The 22,448-nt window shown below is 41.3% G+C and carries 25 protein-coding genes; 17 read left to right on the top strand and 8 right to left on the bottom strand.

Going from position 1 to position 22,448, the window contains the following annotated elements; translation table 11 throughout:
• Positions 1 to 35 precede the first annotated feature (35 nt).
• The 9 genes from K1F36_RS00830 (at position 36) to K1F36_RS00790 (ending at position 8,876) form a co-directional block, all read left to right on the top strand.
• Positions 36 to 2,036 carry a hypothetical protein gene (locus K1F36_RS00830; protein ID WP_220112105.1) on the top strand — a complete coding sequence of 667 codons (2,001 nt, stop codon included), beginning with the start codon at positions 36 to 38 and terminating at the stop codon, positions 2,034 to 2,036.
• A gap of 2 nt (positions 2,037 to 2,038) precedes the next feature.
• Positions 2,039 to 2,863 (top strand): DUF2490 domain-containing protein, encoded by an 825-nt coding sequence (locus K1F36_RS00825; protein ID WP_220112104.1) that lies wholly within the window; start codon positions 2,039 to 2,041, stop codon positions 2,861 to 2,863.
• Positions 2,864 to 2,897: 34 nt separating this feature from the next.
• A complete protein-coding gene (locus K1F36_RS00820; RefSeq protein WP_220112103.1) occupies positions 2,898 to 3,743 on the top strand; it encodes an MORN repeat-containing protein in 846 nt (281 codons plus the stop codon).
• Between the two features lie 170 nt (positions 3,744 to 3,913).
• Positions 3,914 to 4,975, top strand: coding sequence for a leishmanolysin-related zinc metalloendopeptidase (locus K1F36_RS00815; protein WP_220112102.1), 1,062 nt, complete (start codon positions 3,914 to 3,916; stop codon positions 4,973 to 4,975).
• Between the two features lie 216 nt (positions 4,976 to 5,191).
• Positions 5,192 to 5,620, top strand: coding sequence for an FKBP-type peptidyl-prolyl cis-trans isomerase (locus K1F36_RS00810; protein WP_220112101.1), 429 nt, complete (start codon positions 5,192 to 5,194; stop codon positions 5,618 to 5,620).
• A 252-nt stretch (positions 5,621 to 5,872) separates the two neighbouring features.
• Complete coding sequence (locus K1F36_RS00805; protein WP_258538887.1) at positions 5,873 to 6,463, top strand: Crp/Fnr family transcriptional regulator; 591 nt, start codon at positions 5,873 to 5,875, stop codon at positions 6,461 to 6,463.
• Between the two features lie 64 nt (positions 6,464 to 6,527).
• Positions 6,528 to 7,628 (top strand): alkene reductase, encoded by a 1,101-nt coding sequence (locus K1F36_RS00800; RefSeq protein ID WP_220112100.1) that lies wholly within the window; start codon positions 6,528 to 6,530, stop codon positions 7,626 to 7,628.
• A gap of 37 nt (positions 7,629 to 7,665) precedes the next feature.
• Positions 7,666 to 8,088 carry an OsmC family protein gene (locus K1F36_RS00795; RefSeq protein ID WP_220112099.1) on the top strand — a complete coding sequence of 141 codons (423 nt, stop codon included), beginning with the start codon at positions 7,666 to 7,668 and terminating at the stop codon, positions 8,086 to 8,088.
• Positions 8,089 to 8,204: 116 nt separating this feature from the next.
• Positions 8,205 to 8,876, top strand: coding sequence for a ferredoxin reductase domain-containing protein (locus K1F36_RS00790; protein ID WP_220112098.1), 672 nt, complete (start codon positions 8,205 to 8,207; stop codon positions 8,874 to 8,876).
• A gap of 71 nt (positions 8,877 to 8,947) precedes the next feature.
• Here K1F36_RS00790 and K1F36_RS00785 read toward each other — a convergent pair whose 3' ends face one another.
• Complete coding sequence (locus tag K1F36_RS00785) at positions 8,948 to 9,808, bottom strand: sigma-70 family RNA polymerase sigma factor (protein WP_220112097.1); 861 nt, start codon at positions 9,806 to 9,808, stop codon at positions 8,948 to 8,950.
• Positions 9,809 to 10,334: 526 nt separating this feature from the next.
• Between K1F36_RS00785 and K1F36_RS00780 the strand changes: the two genes are divergently transcribed.
• The gene (locus K1F36_RS00780) at positions 10,335 to 11,780 is read left to right on the top strand and encodes a peroxidase family protein (protein WP_220112096.1); all 1,446 of its coding nucleotides are present in this window, start codon (positions 10,335 to 10,337) and stop codon (positions 11,778 to 11,780) included.
• 240 nt (positions 11,781 to 12,020) lie between these two features.
• Entirely contained in the window at positions 12,021 to 12,575 is a 555-nt protein-coding gene (locus K1F36_RS00775) for a hypothetical protein (RefSeq protein WP_220112095.1), read from the top strand.
• 46 nt (positions 12,576 to 12,621) lie between these two features.
• Here K1F36_RS00775 and K1F36_RS00770 read toward each other — a convergent pair whose 3' ends face one another.
• Entirely contained in the window at positions 12,622 to 12,849 is a 228-nt protein-coding gene (locus K1F36_RS00770; RefSeq protein ID WP_220112094.1) for a hypothetical protein, read from the bottom strand.
• A gap of 200 nt (positions 12,850 to 13,049) precedes the next feature.
• Between K1F36_RS00770 and K1F36_RS00765 the strand changes: the two genes are divergently transcribed.
• Together K1F36_RS00765 and K1F36_RS00760 are read left to right on the top strand one after the other, a co-directional pair.
• Entirely contained in the window at positions 13,050 to 13,256 is a 207-nt protein-coding gene (locus tag K1F36_RS00765; RefSeq protein WP_258538886.1) for a helix-turn-helix transcriptional regulator, read from the top strand.
• Positions 13,256 to 13,810 carry an HNH endonuclease gene (locus tag K1F36_RS00760; RefSeq protein ID WP_220112093.1) on the top strand — a complete coding sequence of 185 codons (555 nt, stop codon included), beginning with the start codon at positions 13,256 to 13,258 and terminating at the stop codon, positions 13,808 to 13,810. The genes K1F36_RS00765 and K1F36_RS00760 overlap by 1 nt, the downstream gene beginning before the upstream one ends.
• Before the next feature lie 74 nt (positions 13,811 to 13,884).
• On the opposite strand, the gene K1F36_RS00755 is transcribed toward K1F36_RS00760, so the two are convergent.
• The 3 genes from K1F36_RS00755 to K1F36_RS00745 all read right to left on the bottom strand — a co-directional run bounded on the left by K1F36_RS00755 (position 13,885) and on the right by K1F36_RS00745 (position 17,054).
• The gene (locus K1F36_RS00755) at positions 13,885 to 14,652 is read right to left on the bottom strand and encodes a universal stress protein (protein ID WP_220112092.1); all 768 of its coding nucleotides are present in this window, start codon (positions 14,650 to 14,652) and stop codon (positions 13,885 to 13,887) included.
• A gap of 133 nt (positions 14,653 to 14,785) precedes the next feature.
• On the bottom strand, positions 14,786 to 16,156 hold the full coding sequence (locus tag K1F36_RS00750; RefSeq protein WP_220112091.1) for an aldehyde dehydrogenase: 1,371 nt from the start codon (positions 16,154 to 16,156) through the stop codon (positions 14,786 to 14,788).
• 106 nt (positions 16,157 to 16,262) lie between these two features.
• Entirely contained in the window at positions 16,263 to 17,054 is a 792-nt protein-coding gene (locus K1F36_RS00745) for a hypothetical protein (RefSeq protein ID WP_220112090.1), read from the bottom strand.
• A 144-nt stretch (positions 17,055 to 17,198) separates the two neighbouring features.
• Here K1F36_RS00745 and K1F36_RS00740 point away from each other — a divergent pair, with 144 nt between their 5' ends.
• Both K1F36_RS00740 and K1F36_RS00735 read left to right on the top strand, forming a co-directional pair.
• Positions 17,199 to 17,675: a DUF5004 domain-containing protein gene (locus tag K1F36_RS00740; RefSeq protein WP_220112089.1), complete on the top strand. Its 477-nt coding sequence runs from the start codon at positions 17,199 to 17,201 to the stop codon at positions 17,673 to 17,675.
• A 39-nt stretch (positions 17,676 to 17,714) separates the two neighbouring features.
• Complete coding sequence (locus K1F36_RS00735; protein WP_220112088.1) at positions 17,715 to 18,353, top strand: GntR family transcriptional regulator; 639 nt, start codon at positions 17,715 to 17,717, stop codon at positions 18,351 to 18,353.
• Between the two features lie 201 nt (positions 18,354 to 18,554).
• On the opposite strand, the gene K1F36_RS00730 is transcribed toward K1F36_RS00735, so the two are convergent.
• Entirely contained in the window at positions 18,555 to 19,187 is a 633-nt protein-coding gene (locus tag K1F36_RS00730) for an NTP transferase domain-containing protein (protein ID WP_258538885.1), read from the bottom strand.
• Positions 19,188 to 19,203: 16 nt separating this feature from the next.
• On the bottom strand, positions 19,204 to 19,455 hold the full coding sequence (locus K1F36_RS00725; RefSeq protein ID WP_220112087.1) for a MoaD/ThiS family protein: 252 nt from the start codon (positions 19,453 to 19,455) through the stop codon (positions 19,204 to 19,206).
• Positions 19,456 to 19,670: 215 nt separating this feature from the next.
• On the opposite strand from K1F36_RS00725, the gene K1F36_RS00720 reads away from it, so the two are divergent.
• Positions 19,671 to 20,753 (top strand): vWA domain-containing protein, encoded by a 1,083-nt coding sequence (locus tag K1F36_RS00720; protein ID WP_220112086.1) that lies wholly within the window; start codon positions 19,671 to 19,673, stop codon positions 20,751 to 20,753.
• A gap of 72 nt (positions 20,754 to 20,825) precedes the next feature.
• Positions 20,826 to 21,773, top strand: a complete 948-nt coding sequence (locus tag K1F36_RS00715; protein WP_220112085.1) for a 3-keto-disaccharide hydrolase — start codon at positions 20,826 to 20,828, stop codon at positions 21,771 to 21,773.
• 57 nt (positions 21,774 to 21,830) lie between these two features.
• Here K1F36_RS00715 and K1F36_RS00710 read toward each other — a convergent pair whose 3' ends face one another.
• Positions 21,831 to 22,430, bottom strand: coding sequence for a 3-keto-disaccharide hydrolase (locus tag K1F36_RS00710; protein ID WP_207036061.1), 600 nt, complete (start codon positions 22,428 to 22,430; stop codon positions 21,831 to 21,833).
• Between the last annotated feature and the right edge of the window lie 18 nt (positions 22,431 to 22,448).

The raw sequence follows: 22,448 nt of genomic DNA, 5'->3' as shown, positions 1-22,448 counted from the left end.
CGGGTATATCCATAAATATCGTAAAACCTTTGATCTTGTCGTCCATATATCCATTTGGGAACGTATTTAAATGGACGATTCGACTAACACTAGATTACTCCATGATACAGCCTTCCAAAAAACGGCTTTTTCCTGTATTTCTATTTTTGATGCTTTCGCTTCAGACCTTTGGGCAAGAACGAGAAACATACGAGGGTCCGCTTAAAGTGGGGCCTTATTCGGGAAAAGCAGTTTATCAATTCGCTATTTCAGACCTCGATACCATTTTTGACGGTAATTTTCAATTACAACAATCCAATTTAGAGACCTTGGTGCAGAACGAGGACACATCCTTTCGTTTTTCGGGCAAGTTTGATAAAGGCGTTGCCAACGGACCATGGAAATTTGAATTTGGCGAATACAAGACCAATAGCCAGAGTCAGGTGGTGGGCTACGAATACCGGGTTTTGGTCAGTGGTGTGAAAGAAATAGGTGAGGGGAACCTAATAGATGGTAAACCCGATGGTGATTGGAACTACACCATTAACCAGATAAAGGACTCCGAGGTTGAAAAAATCATATTTAAAAGCACCATTTCTTTTGACAAAGGAGTACCGCGTCAAAATTTTCGGATAGAGAACGATAGCAGCGTGCTGGTGGGTCGATTTTTAAGGGACGGTCTTGCGCACGATGAATGGTCGTACTATGGAACAGAGGCCGTGGAGGATATCGAGGATTGGTTCTTCAAGGATGGATTACTGAGAACCATAAAAATAAAGTCCGATGGCAAATCACAGGATATAAACGTATTTACCAAGAGCGTTGCATCCTATAAAACCGTTCAGTTGAACGAGGGCTATATTGCTTTGCTTCAATCGCTTATCCATTTGCAAAGCAGGGAAAGTCAAATAGTACGTTTGTTGGACCAGAACATGGATTATTATCAAAAGGTGAACAATGTGCTAAACCATTTGGGAACCTCTGATTTTAAGCCCAACATGAAAGTCAGGGTACCTTACTTTCCATTGGATTCCCTTCAAAATAAAACCTTGGACAAAATTGTTTCGGAATATAAGGATGCCTCAAAAATGAGCTCCACAATATTGGAAAACAGCCATTTGAATATCGTAAAGCGTACGGACCCAGAAGCACTTTTTTACTACAATGCGGCCCAAAAAATAAACAACGACTTCTTGATTCCTTTATCCACATTGGTGGCACATAAGCAATTGGAAATTGTCCAGTACCAAGAGATTCCATTACTATTGGCAAGACTTTGGCCCAATGGCAAACCTAGCACGGAGATTTTGGTGGTCGCTGATGAAGAAGGTGGCACCAGTACGTTTAAGCTGCCAAGTTCTGAAGAGTTTGAATATGAAAGCAACGACCTGTTGGCGGTCGAGGCTTTGGCCACGTACGCAAAAATGAGTTTGGAATACATAAAGGGTTCTCTTGCATCACGGTTGACCAATGAGGAACAGCTTCAAATGTTGAATGGACTGGAAGAAGAACTTATTGAGCTGAACAATGATCTAGAGCAGAAATTGGATTCTGTTTCAGGACTTTCATCAGAATATACGAATGCATTAAAACAGCTAAAGCATTTGGCCGATAGCTCTTTGACCCATTATGCGGATATCAAAAACCCCCAGGAAAAACTGGAATATGGAAAAGGAGCAAAAGCATGTCTTGTGCAACTCAGCGAATTGGCAACAGGCATTAAAGAACTTCCAAATCGTATCGAAGTTGTGGAAAAGGAATATACCGATGCCGTCTGGAATCCTTTTATGGCCAATGTGATGGAAGAGGAGGTAAAAAAACGAATTGTATCGGCCTACAGGGATATACTTATTCCTTATTTCTTGAACACGGCAACAGAAGAATTAACATGTGACAATATAGGGACATTGAACGACCAGATGATGAACACTCACCAAAGTATATTGGATTTGAGAAATAGGGACACCCGCAAATTGGAGCGCAAACTTCGTCGTGAAAAACGGCCAACAGAGGTTTTGGCACTGATACTCGAACGATCAACCACCCAAAACCAATAAACATGAGAAATTGTAGAAATAGCTTTTTGGCGGTTGTTGTCCTATTATTCGGATGTGCGGTTTTTGCACAAGAGTCAGAACCCGAAGTGCTTCCGGAGACCTCACAGTACAAAGATCCAAAAACCAAGGTTTGGTTCAATACATACGGGAACATTCGTATTGGTAAACGCCTCTTTTGGGATGCCCAGACCCATTTTAGGTTTCAGGAAACAGAAAGCACCCCGTTTATGGGACAGATAGGTCAAATTTATAACCGACATGCCATTGGTTATATTTTCAACAAAAAGACCAATTTTAGATTGGGTGGGGTAGTGCGTATCAATTTTAATACCGATGAAGATTCCGAGGGTAAAAATGTGGTTCCTGAATGGCGTATCTGGCACCAATATCAGTTTGCCATGCCTTTTTATTCGGCCATGTTCTATCATCGAATTCGAATAGAGCACCGCTGGAGCAAAGGATTTACAGAGAATAGCGACTATATTTTCAGAAACCGTTGGCGATACATGTTCAGGGCAAAAATCCCTTTGAATAATAATAAACTCAGCCCCAAAACCATTTATGTGGCACCGGAAGCCGAGTTGATCATGCAGAGTGGCAAGGAGGTGGTTGCAAGCCCGATGGAAGACCTTCGCTTAACGACCACCATTGGATATATTGTTACCCCTAGACTCACATTCGCCGCTGGTGTTTTGTACAATCAAGGACAGGAAAGGTACAATGGAGGCTATTATCAACAAGGTTGGACATTGAGATTCCATATGTATTATTCCCCTGACTTTAGAAGAGTTAAAAAAAAGTTACCGGACGTCCATTTGACCGATTAATCACGTATGTAATAGTGAACCAAGCAATTAACGCATGAAATTAAAAAAATACGCTCCCTATATACTTTTAGCTTTTTTTGCCTTGGCAATGTTTTTCTTTGCATCCCGTTCGGTTCAACTTCAAAAAGACCTGGCACAGATCAAAGAAGAAAACAAGGTTATTTCGAAAAAGATAAACGCCTATGAGCAACTGAATAAAATTGATTCTTTGTTGCTCCAAGAAGATTATGATACCGCAATTTCATCATATCATGCTTCAATGAACTCCAGTAAAGAAAACAATATGGTGATTCCTTTGCGCATAGCATTGGCGGAAAAGTTAAAGCAAAACAAAATAGTTGTCAGCCCCATGCCCGACAACATAACTGCAAAACAGGATACCATCCAAGAATCGAACTGGGCCGAAGAGGAAGCCGTTAGAAAGTATGATTCCATTAACTTTTCCTTGGAAAAAGCCAAAGTACAATTGGCCCGTCTTAAAAAACAGTTGCAGCAAAAATCATTTGGGGAATATCTTACGTTCAAAAGCAACAAAGGCAATCAACTACACTATATCGGTCAGGTAAAAGATGGCAAGGCCCACGGTTTTGGCGTTGCGCTTTTAGAGACCGGAAGTAGGTACGAAGATGATTGGAAAAACAACCAGCGCCATGGCGAGGGTACCTTTTACTGGGCCGATGGCGAATATTACGTGGGAAGCTATGAAGATGACAAGCGTAATGGATATGGTACCTACTACTGGCCCAATGGAGAAAAGTACACCGGTGAGTGGAAAAACGACAAGCGAAACGGAGCTGGTAGGTTCTACGATGCCGAGGGCGATGTGGTCGCTGGAGGTGAGTGGGATGATGATAAATTGGTAGAGGTCAACGAAAAGTGATTTCTGGATTCAATCAATTATCATCAAAAAATAACCATTCTTACATAGATAACCTCATTCTATACATAATCATTGCTGTTTTGTTACAAGGTTGGAGTAATCACCTTTTTTTGTTAAATTGAGTTAAAATCAAAACTCTGGTTTACTGGATTAACTTAAAAATTGAGAACATGATTACGAGAAACCTCACAAAAATTTTCCGCTATTCTTTATCATTTACAGCAGCTGTGGGAATGCTGATTTTTTCCTCTTGCTCCAACGATGTTGGTATGGACGAAGATGTAAACTCCATTCAAGAGTCCGAACCTACGTTGATTACACTTGAAGCACGCACAGGAGATCCCATTATTTTGGATGATTTGACTACCACGGATATTTCGACCGCAAGGGCAACAGGTGCCGCGGGTACCGATAACGGACGTTTTAATATCAGCTTAAAGTTTTTATTGCCACCCACCGAACGACAGCAAGAAGTATTTGATCAAGCCGCTGCCCGATGGGAGCGAATCATTATAAAGGACGTTCCGTCCATAACAGGAACCATTCCATCGGCATTTACAGGTTTTCCTCCTGCTGTGGATGGAACCTTGGACGATATAGTAATAGAAGTGGCATTGGCACCCATCGATGGTCCCGGCGGTGTATTGGGGCAGGCTGGACCCAATTTTGTCCGCACAAGTGATTTCCTGCCTATTTCGGGCGTTATGTACTTTGATGTGGAGGACCTGGACTTTTTGGAAAGCTTGGACTTGTTCGAAGATGTGATTGTACACGAAATGGGGCACGTTTTGGGCATTGGAACACTTTGGAACACTGCTGATTTTGGATTTGACAGGACCTTGATGCTAGGTGGCGAGACCACCCCATATTTTGCAGGACATAAAGCGAACGTATTCTGGAATGCTGAAGGAGGAACAGGGGAACTGCCCATAGAAAGCCTTTATGGACCCGGAACGGCATTTGGCCATTGGCAAGAATCTACTTTGAACAACGAGCTTATGACCGGGTTCTTGAACTTGGGTGAAAATCCATTGAGCAGGATTACGGCCGGTTCCATGAAAGACCTGGGCTATGGGGCAGCTAGCGTAGGGGAGCAGTACGATCTGCCACGAGGAACACCGGGTGTTGATTTAAGCACCTTAGAGGAAGGCGATACCTCCGAAGGGCTCAACATTGCCTCCAAAGAAATTCTTTTAATGCCAGTAGGTTTTGTAAATACCGGCAAGAAATAAGCATAGCTTGTTTTAAAAAAACTAAGGTCCACATTGGTTTACATTGTGGGCCTTTTTTATGCAATTTCATCGTGTTTATGCAGAATTCTAGCACAAATTCAAGCAAACCTGGATAAAAACCGAATTTTTCCAAAGGTATGCGCCAACTCTTTCGTTGAACCATTTTATACCCTGTATATTTGCAACGTTTTGATTTTAAAACTATAAACAAAAATTATGAGTACAGTAAAAGAGAATGACACTGTAAAGGTGCACTACACAGGTAAATTGACCAACGGACAGGTTTTTGACAGTTCTTTGGAGCGCGAACCTATGGAAGTTGCATTAGGACAGGGTCAGCTTATACCAGGTTTTGAAAAAGGTCTTATTGATATGGCCGTTAACGAAAAGAAAACCATCACCATAGATAAGCAAGACGCCTATGGAGAGGTAAACGAGGCACTTTTTCAAAAAATCTCTAAAACACAATTGCCGGAAGACCTAAAACCAGAAGTGGGCATGGGCTTGGTTGGCTCCAATGCCCAAGGGCAAGAACAGCAGTTTAGAGTGGCCAAGGTAGAAGAAGAAGATATTATCATAGATGCCAACCACCCGTTGGCTGGCCAAGATTTGGTGTTCGACCTTGAAGTGGTTGAGATACTATAAAAACACGATTTTTATACTAGATTGGAAAAGCCACCCTTTGGGTGGTTTTTTTATGGGTTATTGTTTGGGGAATGTAGTTGATAATATTAAGATATCAATAATCAAATGGCCATGCCATTAATTTACAATTAATCAATTTTACGATTATACATATAAGTTTTATCTACTATCCCTATTTTAGAAGAAATATGGGATCGATATAAATATAGATCTCTAAACATAAGCCTCACCTATTATACTTTTTATACCTGAATGATACATCAACCATTAATCCAACATATTAATGACCAAGTAAAGGCAAGCCCGGAGGATTTGCTTTTGTTCACCTCAAAACTTAGGGAGGTGGCAGTAGCCAAAGGAAAGTTTGTATTGCGGCCGAATACCTATGTAAAGCATGAGTATTTTGTGGTGGAAGGATGTTTGAGTGCGTATTATTTGGACCAAAAAGGGAATAAGAATATTGTTCAGTTCGCCATAGAAAATTGGTGGCTTGGAGATTTTGATGCATTCTACAACGGAGTACCATCCAAATTGTACATTGAAGCCTTGGAAGATTCCACTTTATTGGCCATCAATCAAGATGACCTACAAATTCTATTTCAAGAAGCTCCCATTTTTGAACGCTATTTTAGGCTATTGGTCACCAGTGCTTTCATATCGCAACGTAAACGCATTCTATCGTCTTTGGGAAAAAGTGTTAAAGAACGTTATTTGGAATTCTGTGAGAGTTATCCAAATATTAATGGCCGCGTTCCCAACTACCAAATAGCCAATTATTTGGGAGTTTCCGCAGAAAGCCTTAGCCGTGCCCGTAAAAAACTACGTGAGTTAAAAAAAGCCTAATTGATTTAGGTCAATCATTTTAGGTTTTCCGCATTGTATCTTTCTGATAAATAAAATCAGATATATGCAACATTTACTTACACCATACAACAAGAACATTACCTTGAAGAACCGTGTCGTAATGGCACCTATGACCCGAAGCAGGGCGGCCAACGACGAAAAAAAGCCGACTGACGAACTCCATGGCCTGTATTATGAACAACGTGCTTCCGCAGGTTTGATCATCACCGAAGGGTCTCAGGTTTCGGAACGAGCTGTCGGATACATCAATACGCCTGGAATACATACCCAAGCCCAAGTGGAGGGCTGGAAAAAGGTGACCAAGCGCGTTCACGACAAAGGCGGTAAGATCTTTATCCAGTTATGGCACGTGGGTAGAATGTCCCACCCGATTTTCCATGATGGGGAACTGCCTCTGGCACCATCGGCGATAAATCCCAACGAGCAATCCTACACACCAGATGGCTTTAAAGATACCGTAACTCCGAAGGAAATCACCAAAGACGATATCAAAACTACGGTGGAAGACTTCAAGAATGCCGCCAAAAATGCTGTGGCAGCAGGATTTGATGGAGTAGAAATCCATTCTTCCAACGGTTATCTTTTCCATCAATTTTTTAACGGGACCTCCAACACAAGAACCGACGAATACGGAGGAAGCCACGAAAATAAAGCTCGTTTCTTTTTTGAAGTGTTGGATGCCGTGAAGGAAGTCATCCCAGAGGAAAAAATCGGGGCGCGGTTCAATCCTTCGCTCAACGGGGTATTTGGAATGACGATGGATGAGGATACCATTCCCACATTTGAATATATCATCAAAAAACTGAACGATTACAATTTGGCCTACATCCATCTGTCCGAACCATTTACCGATGTTTCCGATATACCCTACGCGGTAACGGAAATTGCCAAACATTTCAGGCCCCTGTACAATGGTACGCTAATGATCAACGGCGGGTTTGACCAAGATTCGGGTAACGAGGTCATTGCCTCGGGAAATGCTGATTTGGTAGCCTTTGGGAAACCATACATCTCCAATCCAGATTTGGTGGAGCGCCTTGAGAACGATATAGAACTGGCCGAATGGGACAAAGATACCTTTTATACCCCGGGCAAAGAAGGCTATACCGATTACCCCAAGGCAAGCGCCCAACAGGAAGCATAACTAATACTAGATTATAATAATTTTAAAAAGATAACACATGAAATTTACAAGAAAAGCTCAGGCCCAGTGGAAAGGGTCTGGCAAAGAAGGAAAAGGAACATTGAGCACAGCAAGTGGCGTATTGGACAAAACACCATACTCGTTCCACACGCGCTTCGAGGATGGAGAAAAAGGCACCAACCCGGAAGAGTTGGTGGGTGCGGCACACGCAGGTTGTTTTGCGATGCAGTTAAGTTTTTTATTGGGAGAGGACGGATTTACCCCAGAAAGTTTGGATATTGCAAGTACTGTAACTTTTGAAGACGGGGAGGTGACCTTGATCAATTTAGATTTGGAAGGCGACATTCCCGATATCGATGCCGAGCAATTTCAGCAAATTGCACATAAGGCAAAAGAGGTTTGTCCTATCTCCAAATTATTAAAAACGGATATTCAACTAAAGGTCTCCTTAAAAAAGTAACCTAAAATTTTAGTTGAAAAGAATAAAGGGCCAGCCATTATAGGTTGGCCTATTTTTTTGGTAAGGACCTGTCCAGAAGTGACATAAATATTTTGTTTAACAACTAAAAACACATCATGCCACACAAAGTTAAAATTCAAGAAATAGGTTTTATAACCCACAATGTACTACGAATCCAGACGCAGCGCCCTGCCGATTACAGTTTTGAGCCCGGTCAGGCTACCGAAGTTGCGTTGGATAAAGAAGGTTGGCGGGAAAAAAAGCGTCCGTTTACCTTTACGGGACTACCGGATGATGGCTTTTTACAGTTTACCATAAAGGTATATCCCAATCACGATGGTGTAACCGATATGTTGCAAACACTGGAACAAGGTGACCATTTATTACTGGACGATGCCTGGGGTGCCATTTCGTATCAAGGCCCTGGCGTATTTTTGGCCGGTGGGGCAGGGGTCACCCCATTTATTGCGATTTTTAGGCAGTTGGCCCAACAAAACCAGTTGGAAGGCAATAAGTTGCTATTTGCCAATCAGCGTGAAAGGGATATCATTATGCAGTCCGAATTTCATAGGTGGTTGGGCAAGGATTTTATCAATATTCTTTCTGATGAACACAGCAGTAAGTTTCCACATGGATTTATGGATACCGAATTCTTAAAAGAACATATTACCGATACCGATGCGAAGTTCTACCTATGCGGACCGCCACCGATGATGAAGTCGGTACAACAAGATTTGGCAAAGCTCGGTGTATCCAAGAACCAACTGGTTACCGAGGAATTATCGTAAAAAACACTTGGCAATTAAGAACAAAAAAAGCAAACCTAAAAGGTTGGCTTTTATATACTATGTGCCGCTCACTATAAATAGGCTTGTAAAACCTGATTGTGCGAACGTTTTCTCAGCATTCGGATGGCTTTTTCCCTGATTTGACGTACACGTTCCCGGGTAATATCAAACAGTTCCCCTATTTCGCCCAGACTTTTTGGGGCCCGTTGTCCCAGACCATAATACAAACGGATGACTTCGCTCTCGCGGTCGGGGAGGGTTTTTAACGCTTGGCTGATATCCGTGCTCAGGGAATCCTTGATCATTTTATCATCGGGGCTTGAGGTGTTCTTTGATGCCACGACATTGTAGAGGTTGGAGGATTCGCCCTCCTGAAAAGGCGCATCCATGGACAAGTGTTTCCCCGAATTTTTCATGGCCAGTTTCACTTTCGTGGAAGTGGTATCAAGCTCGTTGGCTATTTCAGCCGCGCTCGGAGGTCTTTGGTGCATTTGTTCCAAAGAGGAATACACTTTGTTTATTTTACTGATTTCCCCAATCTTATTTAGGGGCAACCGTACCATACGGGAGTTTTGTGAAATGGCCTGCAATATGGATTGTCTGATCCACCAAACCGCGTAGGAGATAAATTTAAACCCCCTGGTTTCATCAAAACGTTTGGCGGCTTTCACCAAACCAATATTCCCTTCATTGATCAAGTCGGAAAGCCGTAGGCCACTGCCTTGGTATTGTTTTGCGGTGGACACCACAAAACGCAGGTTGGCATTTACCAATTTATTGAGAGCAACTTGATCACCTTCGCGAATTCTTCTGGCCAATTCTACTTCTTCTTCTGCTGTTATCAAATCAATTTTGGAAATTTCTTGAAAATACTTTTCCAATGATTTGGCATCCCTGTTTGTAATTTGTTTGGTAATCTTTAATTGCCTCATATATCTATTTTAGTGTAACATTCTGTGTATATATAAGTTAACCTTTTTTTGCAGAAATCCTAGTAAAAATGAGATTTCTTTGAAAAAAGAATAGCAAAAAGTGCGTATCCACCTTGTTTTTTGTTAAAAATTTTATGATTTGGTCCGTATGGTGTAGAAAACACATACAATGGAACATGATTAAGGTTGTTCTGTACTCCTCTCGCGAAATGGGAGTTGAGTTTTGACAGTGCACAATATAAAACCCAAGCTAGGAGGAAAGTGGAGTGCATTTCAACTGGGTAAAAACCCCAGAATTTTTAAGGATTTCCTGTAATTATTTTTCGGAGATATGGGTTATCTTGTTGGTCTCCAAGTTATTGACTTCCTACAAGTTACTTCCCCCGTTATTTTTTCATCTTATTGGGCGCACAGTATTTCCCTTCATCATTAAAATGTTTTGCCTTTTAATGATGAAGGTCTGCCTAAAGGCATGAAACCATTTTCCCCCCAATTAAAAACAATACTAATTAAAAAAGAAACAATCATGAAAAACAATCACGGAAGACACAGCTTTTACGGAAAAAATCAGTTATGTACATTCAATTCATACGGGAAAGAATCCATCGGTAGGTTTGGGCGTATGTTTAGGGAAGTTTCACCTTTGTATGTCAACCCGGTAGAACTGGCGAAATTGGGAGCCCCGGGGGGACCTATGGATGCTACCAATGCTGAATTGACCTCTGATGTACCCTTGGGTATGATCTTTTTTGGTCAATTCGTAGATCACGATATTACTTTTGACACCCAAACCAATTTCAGCAGTATCAATAATCCAAGTGAAATTGAAAATACCCGTAGCGCTACGTTGGATTTGGACTGTATTTTTGGTGGAGGTCCAGAGGATGAACCTTTTTTGTACGATAAACCTGAGGGTAGGGGACTTTATCTATTGACAGGAAAAACCAACCAGAATCAAGGTCAGGCTGCCAATCTGGAAAAACATGACCTGCCTCGAACAGGCACCGAAACAGCCATTATCGGAGACCCAAGAAACGATGAAAACCGGGTGATTTCACAGTTCCAATTGGCCATGATCCGGTTTTACAATGCAAATTACGATGCCTTAAAGAATGCAGATCCCCATAAGGCAGCGGTGGAGATTTATGAAGAAGCGCGGCAACTTGTAACGTGGCACTATCAATGGGTTGTAGTGAACGAGTTTTTGCCCCTATTGTGCGGATCAAAATTGGTAAGTGAAATATTGGGCGCTGGTCGAAAGTTCTACAAGCCATGCCACAGTGCCTTCATTCCTGTGGAGTTTTCAGTGGCTGCCTATCGTTTTGGACATTCCATGATCAACCAAAAACTTAAGTTGAAGCCATCAGGCGATGTACACAGTATCTTTTCCAGTGAGTTCGGACGGGGCTTTGAAAAGATAAAGAACCAAAAACAAATAGTGGAGTGGGAGGCCTTGTTCGATTTTGACGGCAATTACCAACGTGCAGAAAAATTGGACACCCAGCTCGCGGCCATTTTGCTCAACCTCCCCTTTATCGATTCCACCAACCCCGCAGATAAATCGCTGGCGACTAGAAATTTGCGTAGGGGCCAAAGCTTTTTATTGCCTTCTGGGGAATCCGTAGCCGCTTGTACGGAACGCGACGAAGGCGAAATCAATGATGTAAAGAACCTAATTCGAAATGTATCGCAAGCATATAACATTAATCTGGACAATGGGACACCGCTCTGGTTTTACATTTTAGCCGAGGCAGAGGAGATTGGAAGGATTGACAATGGTGGCAGCAAACCTGGTGAAGGTTTAGGTCCTGTGGGTGGTACTATTGTGGCAGAAACTCTCATCGGCTTGTTGGAAATGGATGAAGAATCTTATTTGGGACATAATAGGGATTGGTCGCCCACTTTAGGGACAAACGGTGTGTTTACCATGAAAGATTTACTCACTATAGCGAATAAAGCGGTGGAATTGTAATGTAATTCAAAGTATCGTGCATGGGTGTAAGGGACCGGTAATTATAAGGGACAACCTAGAATCTATAAGGATTTCCTACGGTGGGTTTTCAACGGTAATAGCTATCTTTTTGATCTGCAAAAATCATTGACTTATCCTTCTACTTACTGCGCCGGTGAAATATCCTGTTACAGGTGTTACTCGTATTCTAAATACCAAAACATTTTACTGAATAAAAATAAATAATTCAAAAATAAAATTATGGCTGGCAAATTTAAATTCACATTTTTCCTTTTTGGTATGGTTTCCATGTTATCCTATTCTCAAGAGAAAGATAACCTGGTGGAACTCTTAACCGAGGTTAATTTGCAAATCGAAACTAAAGTTTTAACAGATTACTGCAACTGTAATGACAAGAAACAATTCATTGAGTCGTACCAACAAGTTGCCATTAAATTCAATAAAATAATAAATAAGCATATGGCTAATTTGTCTGAGTTAAAAACGAGAAACGCTTTAAATGAATTTGGTCGCATCAATAACCCGGATTTCGTTGCAAACAATCCTTCCTTAAAAAATGCTTTAAATGAATTAAAAAAATTCCAAAATCAAAATTGCGACAATAACAAAGCCTTTTGGCCCGCCGCAATAACAATTGCTGAAATTACTGGAATAGCCAGCTCAGTCATTGGTCTAATTAATGAAGGTAAAAAAAGAAGGGACGCACAGAGGGATAAACTAATTGCAATATTAGAGACTTTAAAGATTCCAAGCATTCAGAATTATAAATGCGAAAAGGAAAGTAAGCCAGATTAACTGGTAAAAGATAAGGTTCAGCCAATAAAAATAAATGGAGTGGATTTTAAGCACAATTGTTTTGCTCAACATGGATTTTCAAAACAGCTTCCTTTAGTTCCATGAGTACATGACAAACATTTTGGCGCTCAATTTCTGAAAAAATATCCGTTGAAAGATAATGAAACATATAAATGGCCTTATCCAACCATTGTGTAAGGGAAAGTAAATCTCCCTCGTGACATTCTTCAAAGTAAGAGAGTAGGGGGAGTAGGTTGTTTGGTTTTAAGCTCATTTTGGGATAAATCTATTTGTATTTATGGTGGAAACACTGGTCATAACTATATAAATATAAGTTTTATTTGTAAAAATAAAAATTATATTTATTGTTTTAACACATATAAATATAGTTTACAACAATATTAATATTATTTTAAACTATATTCGTTGAAATTCAGCGTTGCCTTAAACCTTGATTATTTCTAGCTTTAGACTATGTCTGAGCGAATAAACAGAATAAAAGAAGTGCTGGTTATCAAGGGAATGAGCCAAAAGGAGTTGGCGGTTAAACTTGACCGAAATCCTAATACAATTACTTCAATTTGCAATAATAAATCCCAGCCACATTTAAAAGATCTTAAAAAAATTGCTAAAATTCTTGATGTGGATATTAGAGAGTTATTAATATCGACAAAAGTATAATGGCTGTTTATAACACTTCTTCAGATTCTGCTAATACTGCAATTAGAGCTTTTCTCACAAAAGTTGGCGAACATTATTGGGGTAAAAGTTTCAATACGGGTTCTGGAAAATCAAAAAAGATTTTTGAGAAAATTAAGGATGAAGTTTTTGGAGGCAAATGTGCTTATTGCGGAAGTAAATCCAACAAACTTCAGATAGAACATCTGATAATGTTTAATAGAGCTCAATATGGATTACATCATCCGGGAAATGTTGTTCCTGCTTGTCAAGCATGTAATAAACGTAGAAGGGACGAATTCAGTAATTATTTAAATTGGGAAGATCATTTAGAGCAAATTTGCCGTGAAAAAGATGAATTGAACTCTTTTTTCGATAGAAAGAAAAAAATTCAAAATCATATGAGTAAGGGAGAATTTAAATACCCAGAACTAAACGAGGCCGAACAACATGCCATAAGGGTTATTGCAAGCTCACTATATGATAATATTAAAACAGAGAATGATAAAGCCTTAAAAATGTATCAGGAGTTAGACCGGGCTTTTGTCAAGAAATAACATTAATACTGTACTATAATTTACATTATGTAAAATAGAATAATTCAAAACCCTCCACACCATCCCCCAATCCCTTATTTCGGTAAAATCAATAACGGCACCTTTACCTTTCGGATAACCGTTTTTACGGGACTTGTTTTAAACAGCAACTGCTTACCGGATTTTTTGGACACACACAACAACTGTGTTTGGGTTCGGGATACATAATGTATCAATCCGTCCATCGCGTTGGTACCTTCGGGAAATTGGTACGAAACCGTTTTGTGCCAAGGATATATCCGTTTTTGCGATGGATCCTGCGAAATATCAAAATGTCGCACAGGTTTGTCGCTGTTACGGGTCAAATCCATAATCACTTCCAAATCCGATTCTTTGAGCTCGTTTCCAAAAAATCCAAGGTTAATGTTCTTGAACGTGTGAAATTTGTCATCCTCGCCCAATAACAGCACGTTGGTGCTCTGAGTTTGGTTGATCACAAAATCCGTAATGCTTTCCCCAAAAATGCCCAATTTGGGCCTGCGCTTGCCCAAAACCAAAATATCAGGTTTTTGTAGGGCCAAATAGTCCCGCACGCGATGCTTTACGCGGCCATACTTCACTTTGTAACTGATGGGCAATTGTTCCTCCGCTCCCATTTTGTTGATCAATGCCTCGATTTCGGTTTGTGTAGCTACGTATTTGGGATTGGCTTGCCGACTTGCTTTCGAAGGTTGCACATGAAACACTTCTACGGCTCCATCCATCTGTTTGGCCAGTTCCAAGGCACTGGTCAATACAAAGGCGGAATTTTTGGACATATCCAGCAATACCGCAATGCGGTATTTTTTCTGTGTAGGTTCCATAGGCGTTTATTTATTGTGGTCACTTCTAAAGTTAGCATCAAACTACCTATGGGTCAGTGATTTAACGTTTGTTTGGCAAAAAAATATCAATTTGTCAAAAATCAACGTCCACAATTAATGGTTTGTCATCCCTTTAAAACAAATGTTTGATTTTTTTGACCAAATCCATGGAAATCGAATAGGGTGCGTAACGCAGGGGTACATCCAGCCAAGTGCCTCTTTTGGCAACGGATTTATGGTGGGAGAACAGCCCAAACGTATGTTTTCCGTGGTATCCCCCTATCCCCGATGCCCCAACGCCGCCAAAGGGCAAATCCTTGTTGCTGATGTGCACCACCGTATCGTTAATGGCGCCCCCACCAAAGGAATAGCTGTTCATCAAACGTTTTTGAAACGTTTTGTTTTCCGAAAACACATAAAACGCCAACGATTTTGGGTACTTGGAAATATAGGTGTCCAGCTCGCTTTCCTCCGTATAACTGATAATGGGCAAGATGGGGCCAAATATTTCCCCTTGCATGATGGTACTGTCCAGTTCGGGTTCATCCACTAAAGTGGGCGCTATATATCGGTCTTTATCGGTAAAAGTGCCCCCAAACAGTACGGGCTGCCCTTGGAGCATCGCTTTAAGCTCCTCGTAGTGTTTGTCGGTAGCAATACGGGCAAAATCGCGGGAAGTTTCCATGTTTTCCCCATAAAAATCCGTGATATGCTGTTTTAGGTGCTTCACTAGTCCATCTTTCACGTTTTTGTGCACCAAAATGTAATCGGGAGCAATACAGGTCTGCCCGGCATTGATAAATTTCCCCCACGCAATGCGCTTGGCCGCCAATTTTATGGAGGCGGTATCATCCACAATACAGGGGTTTTTACCGCTCAGTTCCAAGGTTACGGGAGTCAAGTGTTTCGCAGCACTTTTATAGACGATCTTGCCCACTTTGGTGCTGCCCGTAAAAAAGATATATTCCCATTTTTCGGCCAGCAATTGTTGGGAGACCTCTACTCCACCCTCCACCACGGTCACATATTCGGGCGGAAACACTTTACGGATAATCCGGGCCAATATTTTGGAAGTATGTGTACTGAACTCGGACGGTTTTAGTATGGCGGTGTTCCCGGCTGCCAAGGCACCTATCAATGGGGAAATGGCCAGCATAAACGGATAGTTCCAAGGCGAAATAATGAGCACGTTGCCATAAGGTTCGGGCTGGATCCATTCCTTGGATGGAAAATTGGACCATGAAGCTGAAACCCGCTCGGGTTCGCTCCAGGATTCCACGTTTTTAATGGCATGCTTCAGTTCCGAAAGTGCAAATTGGGTCTCGGTGGCAAGACTCTCAAACTTTGGTTTTTTAAAATCGGCATACAGCGCATCACAAATCGCATCTTCCTGATCTATGATCTCTTGTTGCAGTTTTTTGAGATACTGTTTTCTAAAGCTGACATCCTTGGTTTTCTGTGTGGCAAAAAAGTCGTTCTGAGCAGCTACCAATTGCTTCACCATAAACTGATTGTTTCTTTAAATATAGGCAAACTTGGGAACAGCATCTTCCATAAAACAAAAAAGCATCGGGATTACCGATGCTTTTTCATTACGTTGCTTAGTGTGTTTAAAGGGAAATCTCTTCGGTAGCCCCGTTTGGATAAATAAGCGTGGCCACATCGTCGCATTCACCATTTCCAAAGTCCACGGTAACGGCCAATCCATTTTTGGAAACCACCATGGTTCCGGTGGTCATATGCTCACAAGCTGCGCTACCTTGAAGGTCTTCCAAAGTTTCAACGGCATAAACGTTTCCATCGGCTTCTACGTTCCAACTTCCGGAGATGGAAATCATGGTTCCCTCCAAGCTGTCACCAAAAGCAATGGTAAATGTTTTGGTACCGTTTTCGGAAATAACGGAGCCATCTTCCATTTCTATGGACATATCGCTGATAATGGAGAACGAAACCGAGGTTTGCTCTGTACTTGAGGAAATCTCAAATGTCCTGGTTCCATTTACTTTGATGTTCCCAACATAAAAATCTTGGTATGTGGCGGTAAAAGTAGTCATCTCGCTCCCTACTTCGTAGGTGGCAGTAACGGTTCCGTTTATGTTATCGGTACCATTGAGCACACAATTGTTGAAAGTTGCCACAAAACCTGTTTCGGTATATTCAGTGGAATAGCACTCACCTTCCTTGCCAACGGTGGCACTTTCGTCCGAATCCCCGCCAATTATTTCCGCTAGGGCCGTATCAACAGCTCCGGCAATATCGTCGGTATTCAAAATAGTCTGTAATTCTGCTTGTGAAAGGGTTTCTCCATCACCGGACATCCCATCTTCGCTACACGATTGAAAGCCAAGAAAGGCAATGGTCAAAAAGGCGATGCTTAAATTTCGTAGATTAAATTTCTTCATGTTATTTGGTTATAGATGTGTTGGTAGAACAACGAAACACGTTCATTTTTAGTGTGAAGGAGCTTCTTCAATTCGATGAAATGCAGAGCGGATTGAACCTATTTCCTTGAAATTGTCTTAATTTCATCGAGCTAAAACAATCCCATGGAAAAAATCAAATTACCTATCTTATTGATATTTATACTTGTATTGATGATGTCCTGCAGTGAGGATGGTGACAATGGTCAATCCGGATTTTCCAATGCAGAACTTGTAGGCACTTGGGTATTGGTAGAGGTTAATTTAAGTAGCGAAGTCGATGTGGATGGTGATGGCCAGGCATCTACTAATTTGATGGAAGAAGAGGATTGTGTGTCGGGGAGCCTAGTTTTTAATGCAGATACCACCTACCAGTTTGAGCAATCTAGTTTTACCATCAATTCCATCACCAATAACAGGTATTATGTGGATTGTACCGGAACCAATCTTGCTACAGGTGCCTGGGCAAGCGATGGTTCCAATGTAGCTTTTCAAGGAAGCAGTATATTGAACAGCAATTTTGAATTGATGGGAGGCCAGCTCATTTGGAACAAAGATGAAGAATTGCCAGGAGTGTCATCCTATATCTATGAAAAACAATAGTGTTGACTTGCCGCCCTAAGAAACACTAACCTTTTGCGTATGGCTAAGTTATCGGCTTTAAGAGATGAGATCAAAGAACATTTATTGCAGCAGATTCAAAATGGGGAATTACAAGAGGGCAAGACGATTAATTTGGCCGCTCTCTCCCGGGCAACGGGCATTAGTGTAACGCCCATTCGTGAAGCTTTGACCCAATTGGAGCAAGCCCAGGTGATACAAGCGGTGCCCAATCGTGGTTTTGTCATAGCCAAGCTTTCCAAACAAGAAGTCAAGAACTTAATTGAAATTGTGGCCCAATTGGAAGTGATGGCCTTGGAGAATTCAAAGTTTGAACCTGATGAAATGGATGCTTTGGCCAGAATGCAGTCCGAACTTGAAGCAACTACAACCATTCCAGAAGGATTACGGGCCAGATTCAATTTTCACAACCATTTGGTACAGCATTGCCCAAATAAAGTGCTCTTACAAATTTTAAAGGACCTGAAAGTTCGGCTTCATTTTTATGAACACGATTTTATTAAAGATCATGGATTCTTCAAAAAACTAAGTACACAGACGCGTTCCGTGGTAGATGCCATACAAGAGGATAATGTTCCAACCGCTGCATTGATATTACGGATGCACTGGATGTCCATTTTGGAACATATTGAAGCGCAAATCAATGTTAAAAATGGTTAATCTTCTGATTGTCATACTAAAATAATTCTAATTTCGTTTTTAGGTAAAATAATTCACCATGAATTACTTGAACAAAGAAATAGAATCACGCACAAAAAGGAAGAAATCCAAATCACTGGTGAAAAGACAGATTTCTTGTGGAACTTTCCAAGATTTTGAAACCTTAGATCTGGACAATCATAAAAGGGCATTTCCAAAAAACTAACCTCCCTCCTGCTCCTTTAGCTTACTTTTTACAAATTTATAGTCCGACAATGAGTTGGCATTGAACAACACTTGCTTATTTTTAGGCTGAACAAGTAAAATCCCAGCATCCATTAGAAATTGTTTTGGGCTTGGATAATCGGAATTCTTTAGAAAATCAAGAGCTTCCTTCAATCCTTTCGGTTCCCAAATACAGCACAGGGGTTCAGGATTGCCCGTATCGGGGTTTTTAAAGGCGGTTGCAGATTTTTCAGAGTTTCTTTTCCCTATCAATTGCTGTAACGACGGTAGGTCCATGAACGGTAAATCACAGGCAATCACCAACCATCCAACATTTGGGTGGGCGTCAAAAGCGCTCATTATACCATTAAAGGGACCGTTGTATTTATCTTGGTCCACAACGGTCTTAAAGCTTGTTGGAGTTTCTGGTAACTGTTCTTGTCGTATACTCAGAAAAACACTATCGCAGACCTTTTTTAACAGGAAGTACAAATATTCCCGCTGAGGAGTTCCATGATAATTTACAAGTCCCTTGTCCTTGCCCATTCTTGAACTTTTGCCGCCGGACAGCACCAGCCCAAATAATTGGGGCGCATGGTTTGCGGTTTTGGTGCTGTCTTCTGGATTCAAGATTTTGTTTTAACTATCATACCTGCGGTGGCGGTATCAGTGCAATTTCGTCATACGAATTGATTTTGTCACCATCCGATGCGTAATTTTGATTCACGGCAACGGTCACCTGCGGTATGGATTTGAGTTCTGGATACGTATTTTCCAAAAATTTTTTGAGTTCACCTACAGTATTGGGTATTTTTTTTCCGGACAAGCTTGCCGTGGGCACGGACAACGTTGGAGTTCCAATAATATCTTTGGTAGCCCCGAACAATAGTATAGTCATAATATCAACCTATTAGCGTTATTGTTTGTTTTGAATCTTGGTTAGATAGGCTGGTAGGTTATATTAAAAGGTGAAAATATTAAAAATTGCCCGAACGCCTGTCATTTTAACAAGCAGGAATTTCTTTTAACTTTTCTTTAATTTAATTCTGGCCGTCATACATACTTTTCCTTTAAATTCGGCGTTTTGCATGCAGAACCTTAACTTATATGAAAATGAAAAATATACTTCGATTTACTTTCCTTATATCCCTTGGACTTATTTTATTCTCTTGTGGAAATGCTGACGACGATGTGAGTTTTGACATTGATGACAGGGAGCTTGGTCTTGGAGAAGAGCCGGATGATTGCCTAGGTTTTGATGAAAATGAGATTCTATTGTCCATTCAGGATGAATATACCACCCAACCCGGTAAGGTCTCTGTTCTTTTTAGAGTGTCCGACCTTATGGGCAATCCTATTTCGGGTCTATCCGCTGACCAATTCTCGATTTATGAACAAGGTAGGAACGATGATTGTTTTAACTCCATATCATCATCGGAGTCCTTCGCACGGATTTCCCCTAATTCACAGGTGTTCAACAACAATACCCTCTTGGTATTGGATTTGAGCAACAGTGTTTTGGAAAGTAGTCTGGATGAATTAAAAGTAGCTACCACAAGTTTTATCAATAATGTAATGCCCGCGTCTGGTTCAGAATCCTTCAGAATGGCCATTTATTGGTTTGATGGAGAGGATGAACTTCACCTATTGAACCCATTGACGTTTTCTGTTGAAGAACTAATCGCTTCTGTGGACGGAATCACAACGGACATCAGCAGTGACCCATCAACAGATTTGTATGGTGCGGTAATCAAATCAACAAACATTGCCGAGGATTTACTGGATGAAAATTCTGATGTGATCAACGCTGCTTCCGTGGTATTATTCACCGATGGTACCGACCAAGCCTCTCGTTATAGGGAGTCCGACGCCCTTCGTGCCGTAGAGGAAGCGGATAGAAACATTTCTTTCTTCTCTATTGGACTTGGTGCCGAAATCGACACCGAAGTTTTAGAGCAAATCGGGAAAACAGCCAGTGTGTTCGCCAGCAACTCCGAAGAGTTGGAAAACACTTTTAACGATATATCCGAACGCGTAGAGGAACAAGCTGGAAGCTATTATCTGTTCGAATATTGTACACCAAAACGTGATGGTAGTGGCGAAAGCAACTTGGTTATTCAGCTTACCCACAATGGCTTACAGGGAGCTGTACAGACCAGATTCAGCGCTAAAGGCTTTACGGGAGGTTGCGAGTAAATCAGCTGACTTGCCTGAACAGCTAATTTTAGGATTATACGTATCTTGTTCAGCAATAAACTGAACATAACTATGATTAACCCTAGAAAAACGATTTACACCTTCATTTGCACCCTATTCTTAGGTTTTGCGAGTAGTCTTTATGCCCAACACATCAGTCCGTTAGAGGGACGGTGGGATTTGGAAACGGATTTTATGGGCAAGACCTCCCCTTCTTGGTTGGAAATTAGACACTCCGGAAACGCTACTTTATTGGGGCGTTTTGTGTTTGCTTTTGGTAGCGCACGACCCATTGCCGAAGTGGAAACCTATGGAGAAAACAAATTCACTTTTAGTATCCCCAATCAGTGGGAACCAAAAGGCAGCGATATGATTTTCCATGGTGAATTGGATGGTGAAGAATTGAAAGGTACAATGATCTACACCGATGGTTCCATCATCAATTGGACCGGAGTTAAGGCACCTGAACTGGCTTATACCGAAAATCCAAAATGGGGAAAAACTATTGAGGTGTTCAACGGAAAGGATCTTACGGGCTGGCATGTAGATGGCGAAAAGAACCAATGGGTGATAAAGGATGGTATTTTAACTAGTCCAGAATCAGGTTCCAATTTAATTACTGATGAAAAATTCCAAGACTTTAAACTACATGTAGAATTCCGTTACCCAGAAGGTAGCAATAGCGGGGTTTATTTGCGCGGTCGCTACGAAGTTCAAATTGTGGATAGTGAAGGTTTGGAACCTGCCGATATCTATTTGGGCGGTGTTTACGGCTTTTTGGAACCCAATCAGAATGCGTCCAAACCAGCAGGTGAATGGCAGACATACGATATTACCTTGATAGGACGAAGGGTAACGGTAACGCTTAACGGGAAAACCGTTATTTCCGATGCCACTATTCCCGGGATTACAGGAGGAGCTTTGGACAGTAAAGAAGGTGAGCCTGGCCCATTCATGATTCAGGGAGATCACGGACCTATTGAGTATAGAGCTTTTGAAGTGACCCCATTAAAGAATTAAGAATTCAGCATTCATATAAAAAAAGCCCGATTATAGCAATCGGGCTTTTCTTTTTTCTTAATCCAAGGGGATAAGTTCTATGTTTCGCCATTTTACGCGAATACCACCTCCATCATGGATCTGTAATGCGATGGCACCTTCGCCCTCTCCAATTTTTTCATCTTCCAGATGAACCATTTCAACTCCATTGAGCCAAGAAGTTACCTCGGGACCTTCCACACGGATTTTCATGGTGTTCCACTCCCCCATTTTTAGGGCTTTGTCTTTTTCTGGGTCGGGCTTTATCAACCAACCACGACCGTAAGATTCGTAGATTCCACCAGTATCTTTTCCTGGAGGGGCAACCTCTACTTGCCAACCGGTTACTTTGGTACCTTCAAAAGTGGAACGGATAAAAACACCACTGTTACCGTCTGCCTCTTGTTTAAACTCCAAGGTCAACTCAAAATCCTTGTAGAATTTGTCTGTGGACAAATAGCCATATTCACCCTTAGGACCGCTTTCGCAGATGAGCTCTCCATCTTCCACAAACCACTTTTCTTCTCCATGATTGATCCAACCATCGAGGTTTTCACCGTTAAAAAGAGTAATGGACTCTTGTGCAAAAGTCAATTGTGCTGCCAACAGGCATAATCCTACTAAAATCTGTTTCTTCATTTTTATGTGCTAAAAGGG

The organism is Flagellimonas abyssi, from assembly GCF_019457905.1.
GTDB lineage: Bacteria > Bacteroidota > Bacteroidia > Flavobacteriales > Flavobacteriaceae > Flagellimonas > Flagellimonas abyssi.
The sequence above is the reverse complement of the archived record's forward strand: the minus strand, read 5'-3'. Positions and strand labels throughout refer to the sequence as shown.

Bases quoted from the DNA above. Each gene is read 5' to 3' on its own strand.
- K1F36_RS00710 (WP_207036061.1), bottom strand. From the start codon at position 22,430: ATGAAGAAACAGATTTTAGTAGGATTATGCCTGTTGGCAGCACAATTG.
- K1F36_RS00810 (WP_220112101.1), top strand. From the start codon at position 5,192: ATGAGTACAGTAAAAGAGAATGACACTGTAAAGGTGCACTACACAGGT.
- K1F36_RS00725 (WP_220112087.1), bottom strand. From the start codon at position 19,455: ATGACTATACTATTGTTCGGGGCTACCAAAGATATTATTGGAACTCCA.
- K1F36_RS00755 (WP_220112092.1), bottom strand. From the start codon at position 14,652: ATGGAACCTACACAGAAAAAATACCGCATTGCGGTATTGCTGGATATG.
- K1F36_RS00820 (WP_220112103.1), top strand. From the start codon at position 2,898: ATGAAATTAAAAAAATACGCTCCCTATATACTTTTAGCTTTTTTTGCC.
- K1F36_RS00800 (WP_220112100.1), top strand. From the start codon at position 6,528: ATGCAACATTTACTTACACCATACAACAAGAACATTACCTTGAAGAAC.
- K1F36_RS00815 (WP_220112102.1), top strand. From the start codon at position 3,914: ATGATTACGAGAAACCTCACAAAAATTTTCCGCTATTCTTTATCATTT.
- K1F36_RS00785 (WP_220112097.1), bottom strand. From the start codon at position 9,808: ATGAGGCAATTAAAGATTACCAAACAAATTACAAACAGGGATGCCAAA.
- K1F36_RS00735 (WP_220112088.1), top strand. From the start codon at position 17,715: ATGGCTAAGTTATCGGCTTTAAGAGATGAGATCAAAGAACATTTATTG.
- K1F36_RS00825 (WP_220112104.1), top strand. From the start codon at position 2,039: ATGAGAAATTGTAGAAATAGCTTTTTGGCGGTTGTTGTCCTATTATTC.
- K1F36_RS00760 (WP_220112093.1), top strand. From the start codon at position 13,256: ATGGCTGTTTATAACACTTCTTCAGATTCTGCTAATACTGCAATTAGA.
- K1F36_RS00715 (WP_220112085.1), top strand. From the start codon at position 20,826: ATGATTAACCCTAGAAAAACGATTTACACCTTCATTTGCACCCTATTC.
- K1F36_RS00780 (WP_220112096.1), top strand. From the start codon at position 10,335: ATGAAAAACAATCACGGAAGACACAGCTTTTACGGAAAAAATCAGTTA.
- K1F36_RS00720 (WP_220112086.1), top strand. From the start codon at position 19,671: ATGAAAAATATACTTCGATTTACTTTCCTTATATCCCTTGGACTTATT.
- K1F36_RS00740 (WP_220112089.1), top strand. From the start codon at position 17,199: ATGGAAAAAATCAAATTACCTATCTTATTGATATTTATACTTGTATTG.
- K1F36_RS00805 (WP_258538887.1), top strand. From the start codon at position 5,873: ATGATACATCAACCATTAATCCAACATATTAATGACCAAGTAAAGGCA.
- K1F36_RS00795 (WP_220112099.1), top strand. From the start codon at position 7,666: ATGAAATTTACAAGAAAAGCTCAGGCCCAGTGGAAAGGGTCTGGCAAA.
- K1F36_RS00745 (WP_220112090.1), bottom strand. From the start codon at position 17,054: ATGAAGAAATTTAATCTACGAAATTTAAGCATCGCCTTTTTGACCATT.
- K1F36_RS00750 (WP_220112091.1), bottom strand. From the start codon at position 16,156: ATGGTGAAGCAATTGGTAGCTGCTCAGAACGACTTTTTTGCCACACAG.
- K1F36_RS00790 (WP_220112098.1), top strand. From the start codon at position 8,205: ATGCCACACAAAGTTAAAATTCAAGAAATAGGTTTTATAACCCACAAT.
- K1F36_RS00775 (WP_220112095.1), top strand. From the start codon at position 12,021: ATGGCTGGCAAATTTAAATTCACATTTTTCCTTTTTGGTATGGTTTCC.
- K1F36_RS00765 (WP_258538886.1), top strand. From the start codon at position 13,050: ATGTCTGAGCGAATAAACAGAATAAAAGAAGTGCTGGTTATCAAGGGA.
- K1F36_RS00770 (WP_220112094.1), bottom strand. From the start codon at position 12,849: ATGAGCTTAAAACCAAACAACCTACTCCCCCTACTCTCTTACTTTGAA.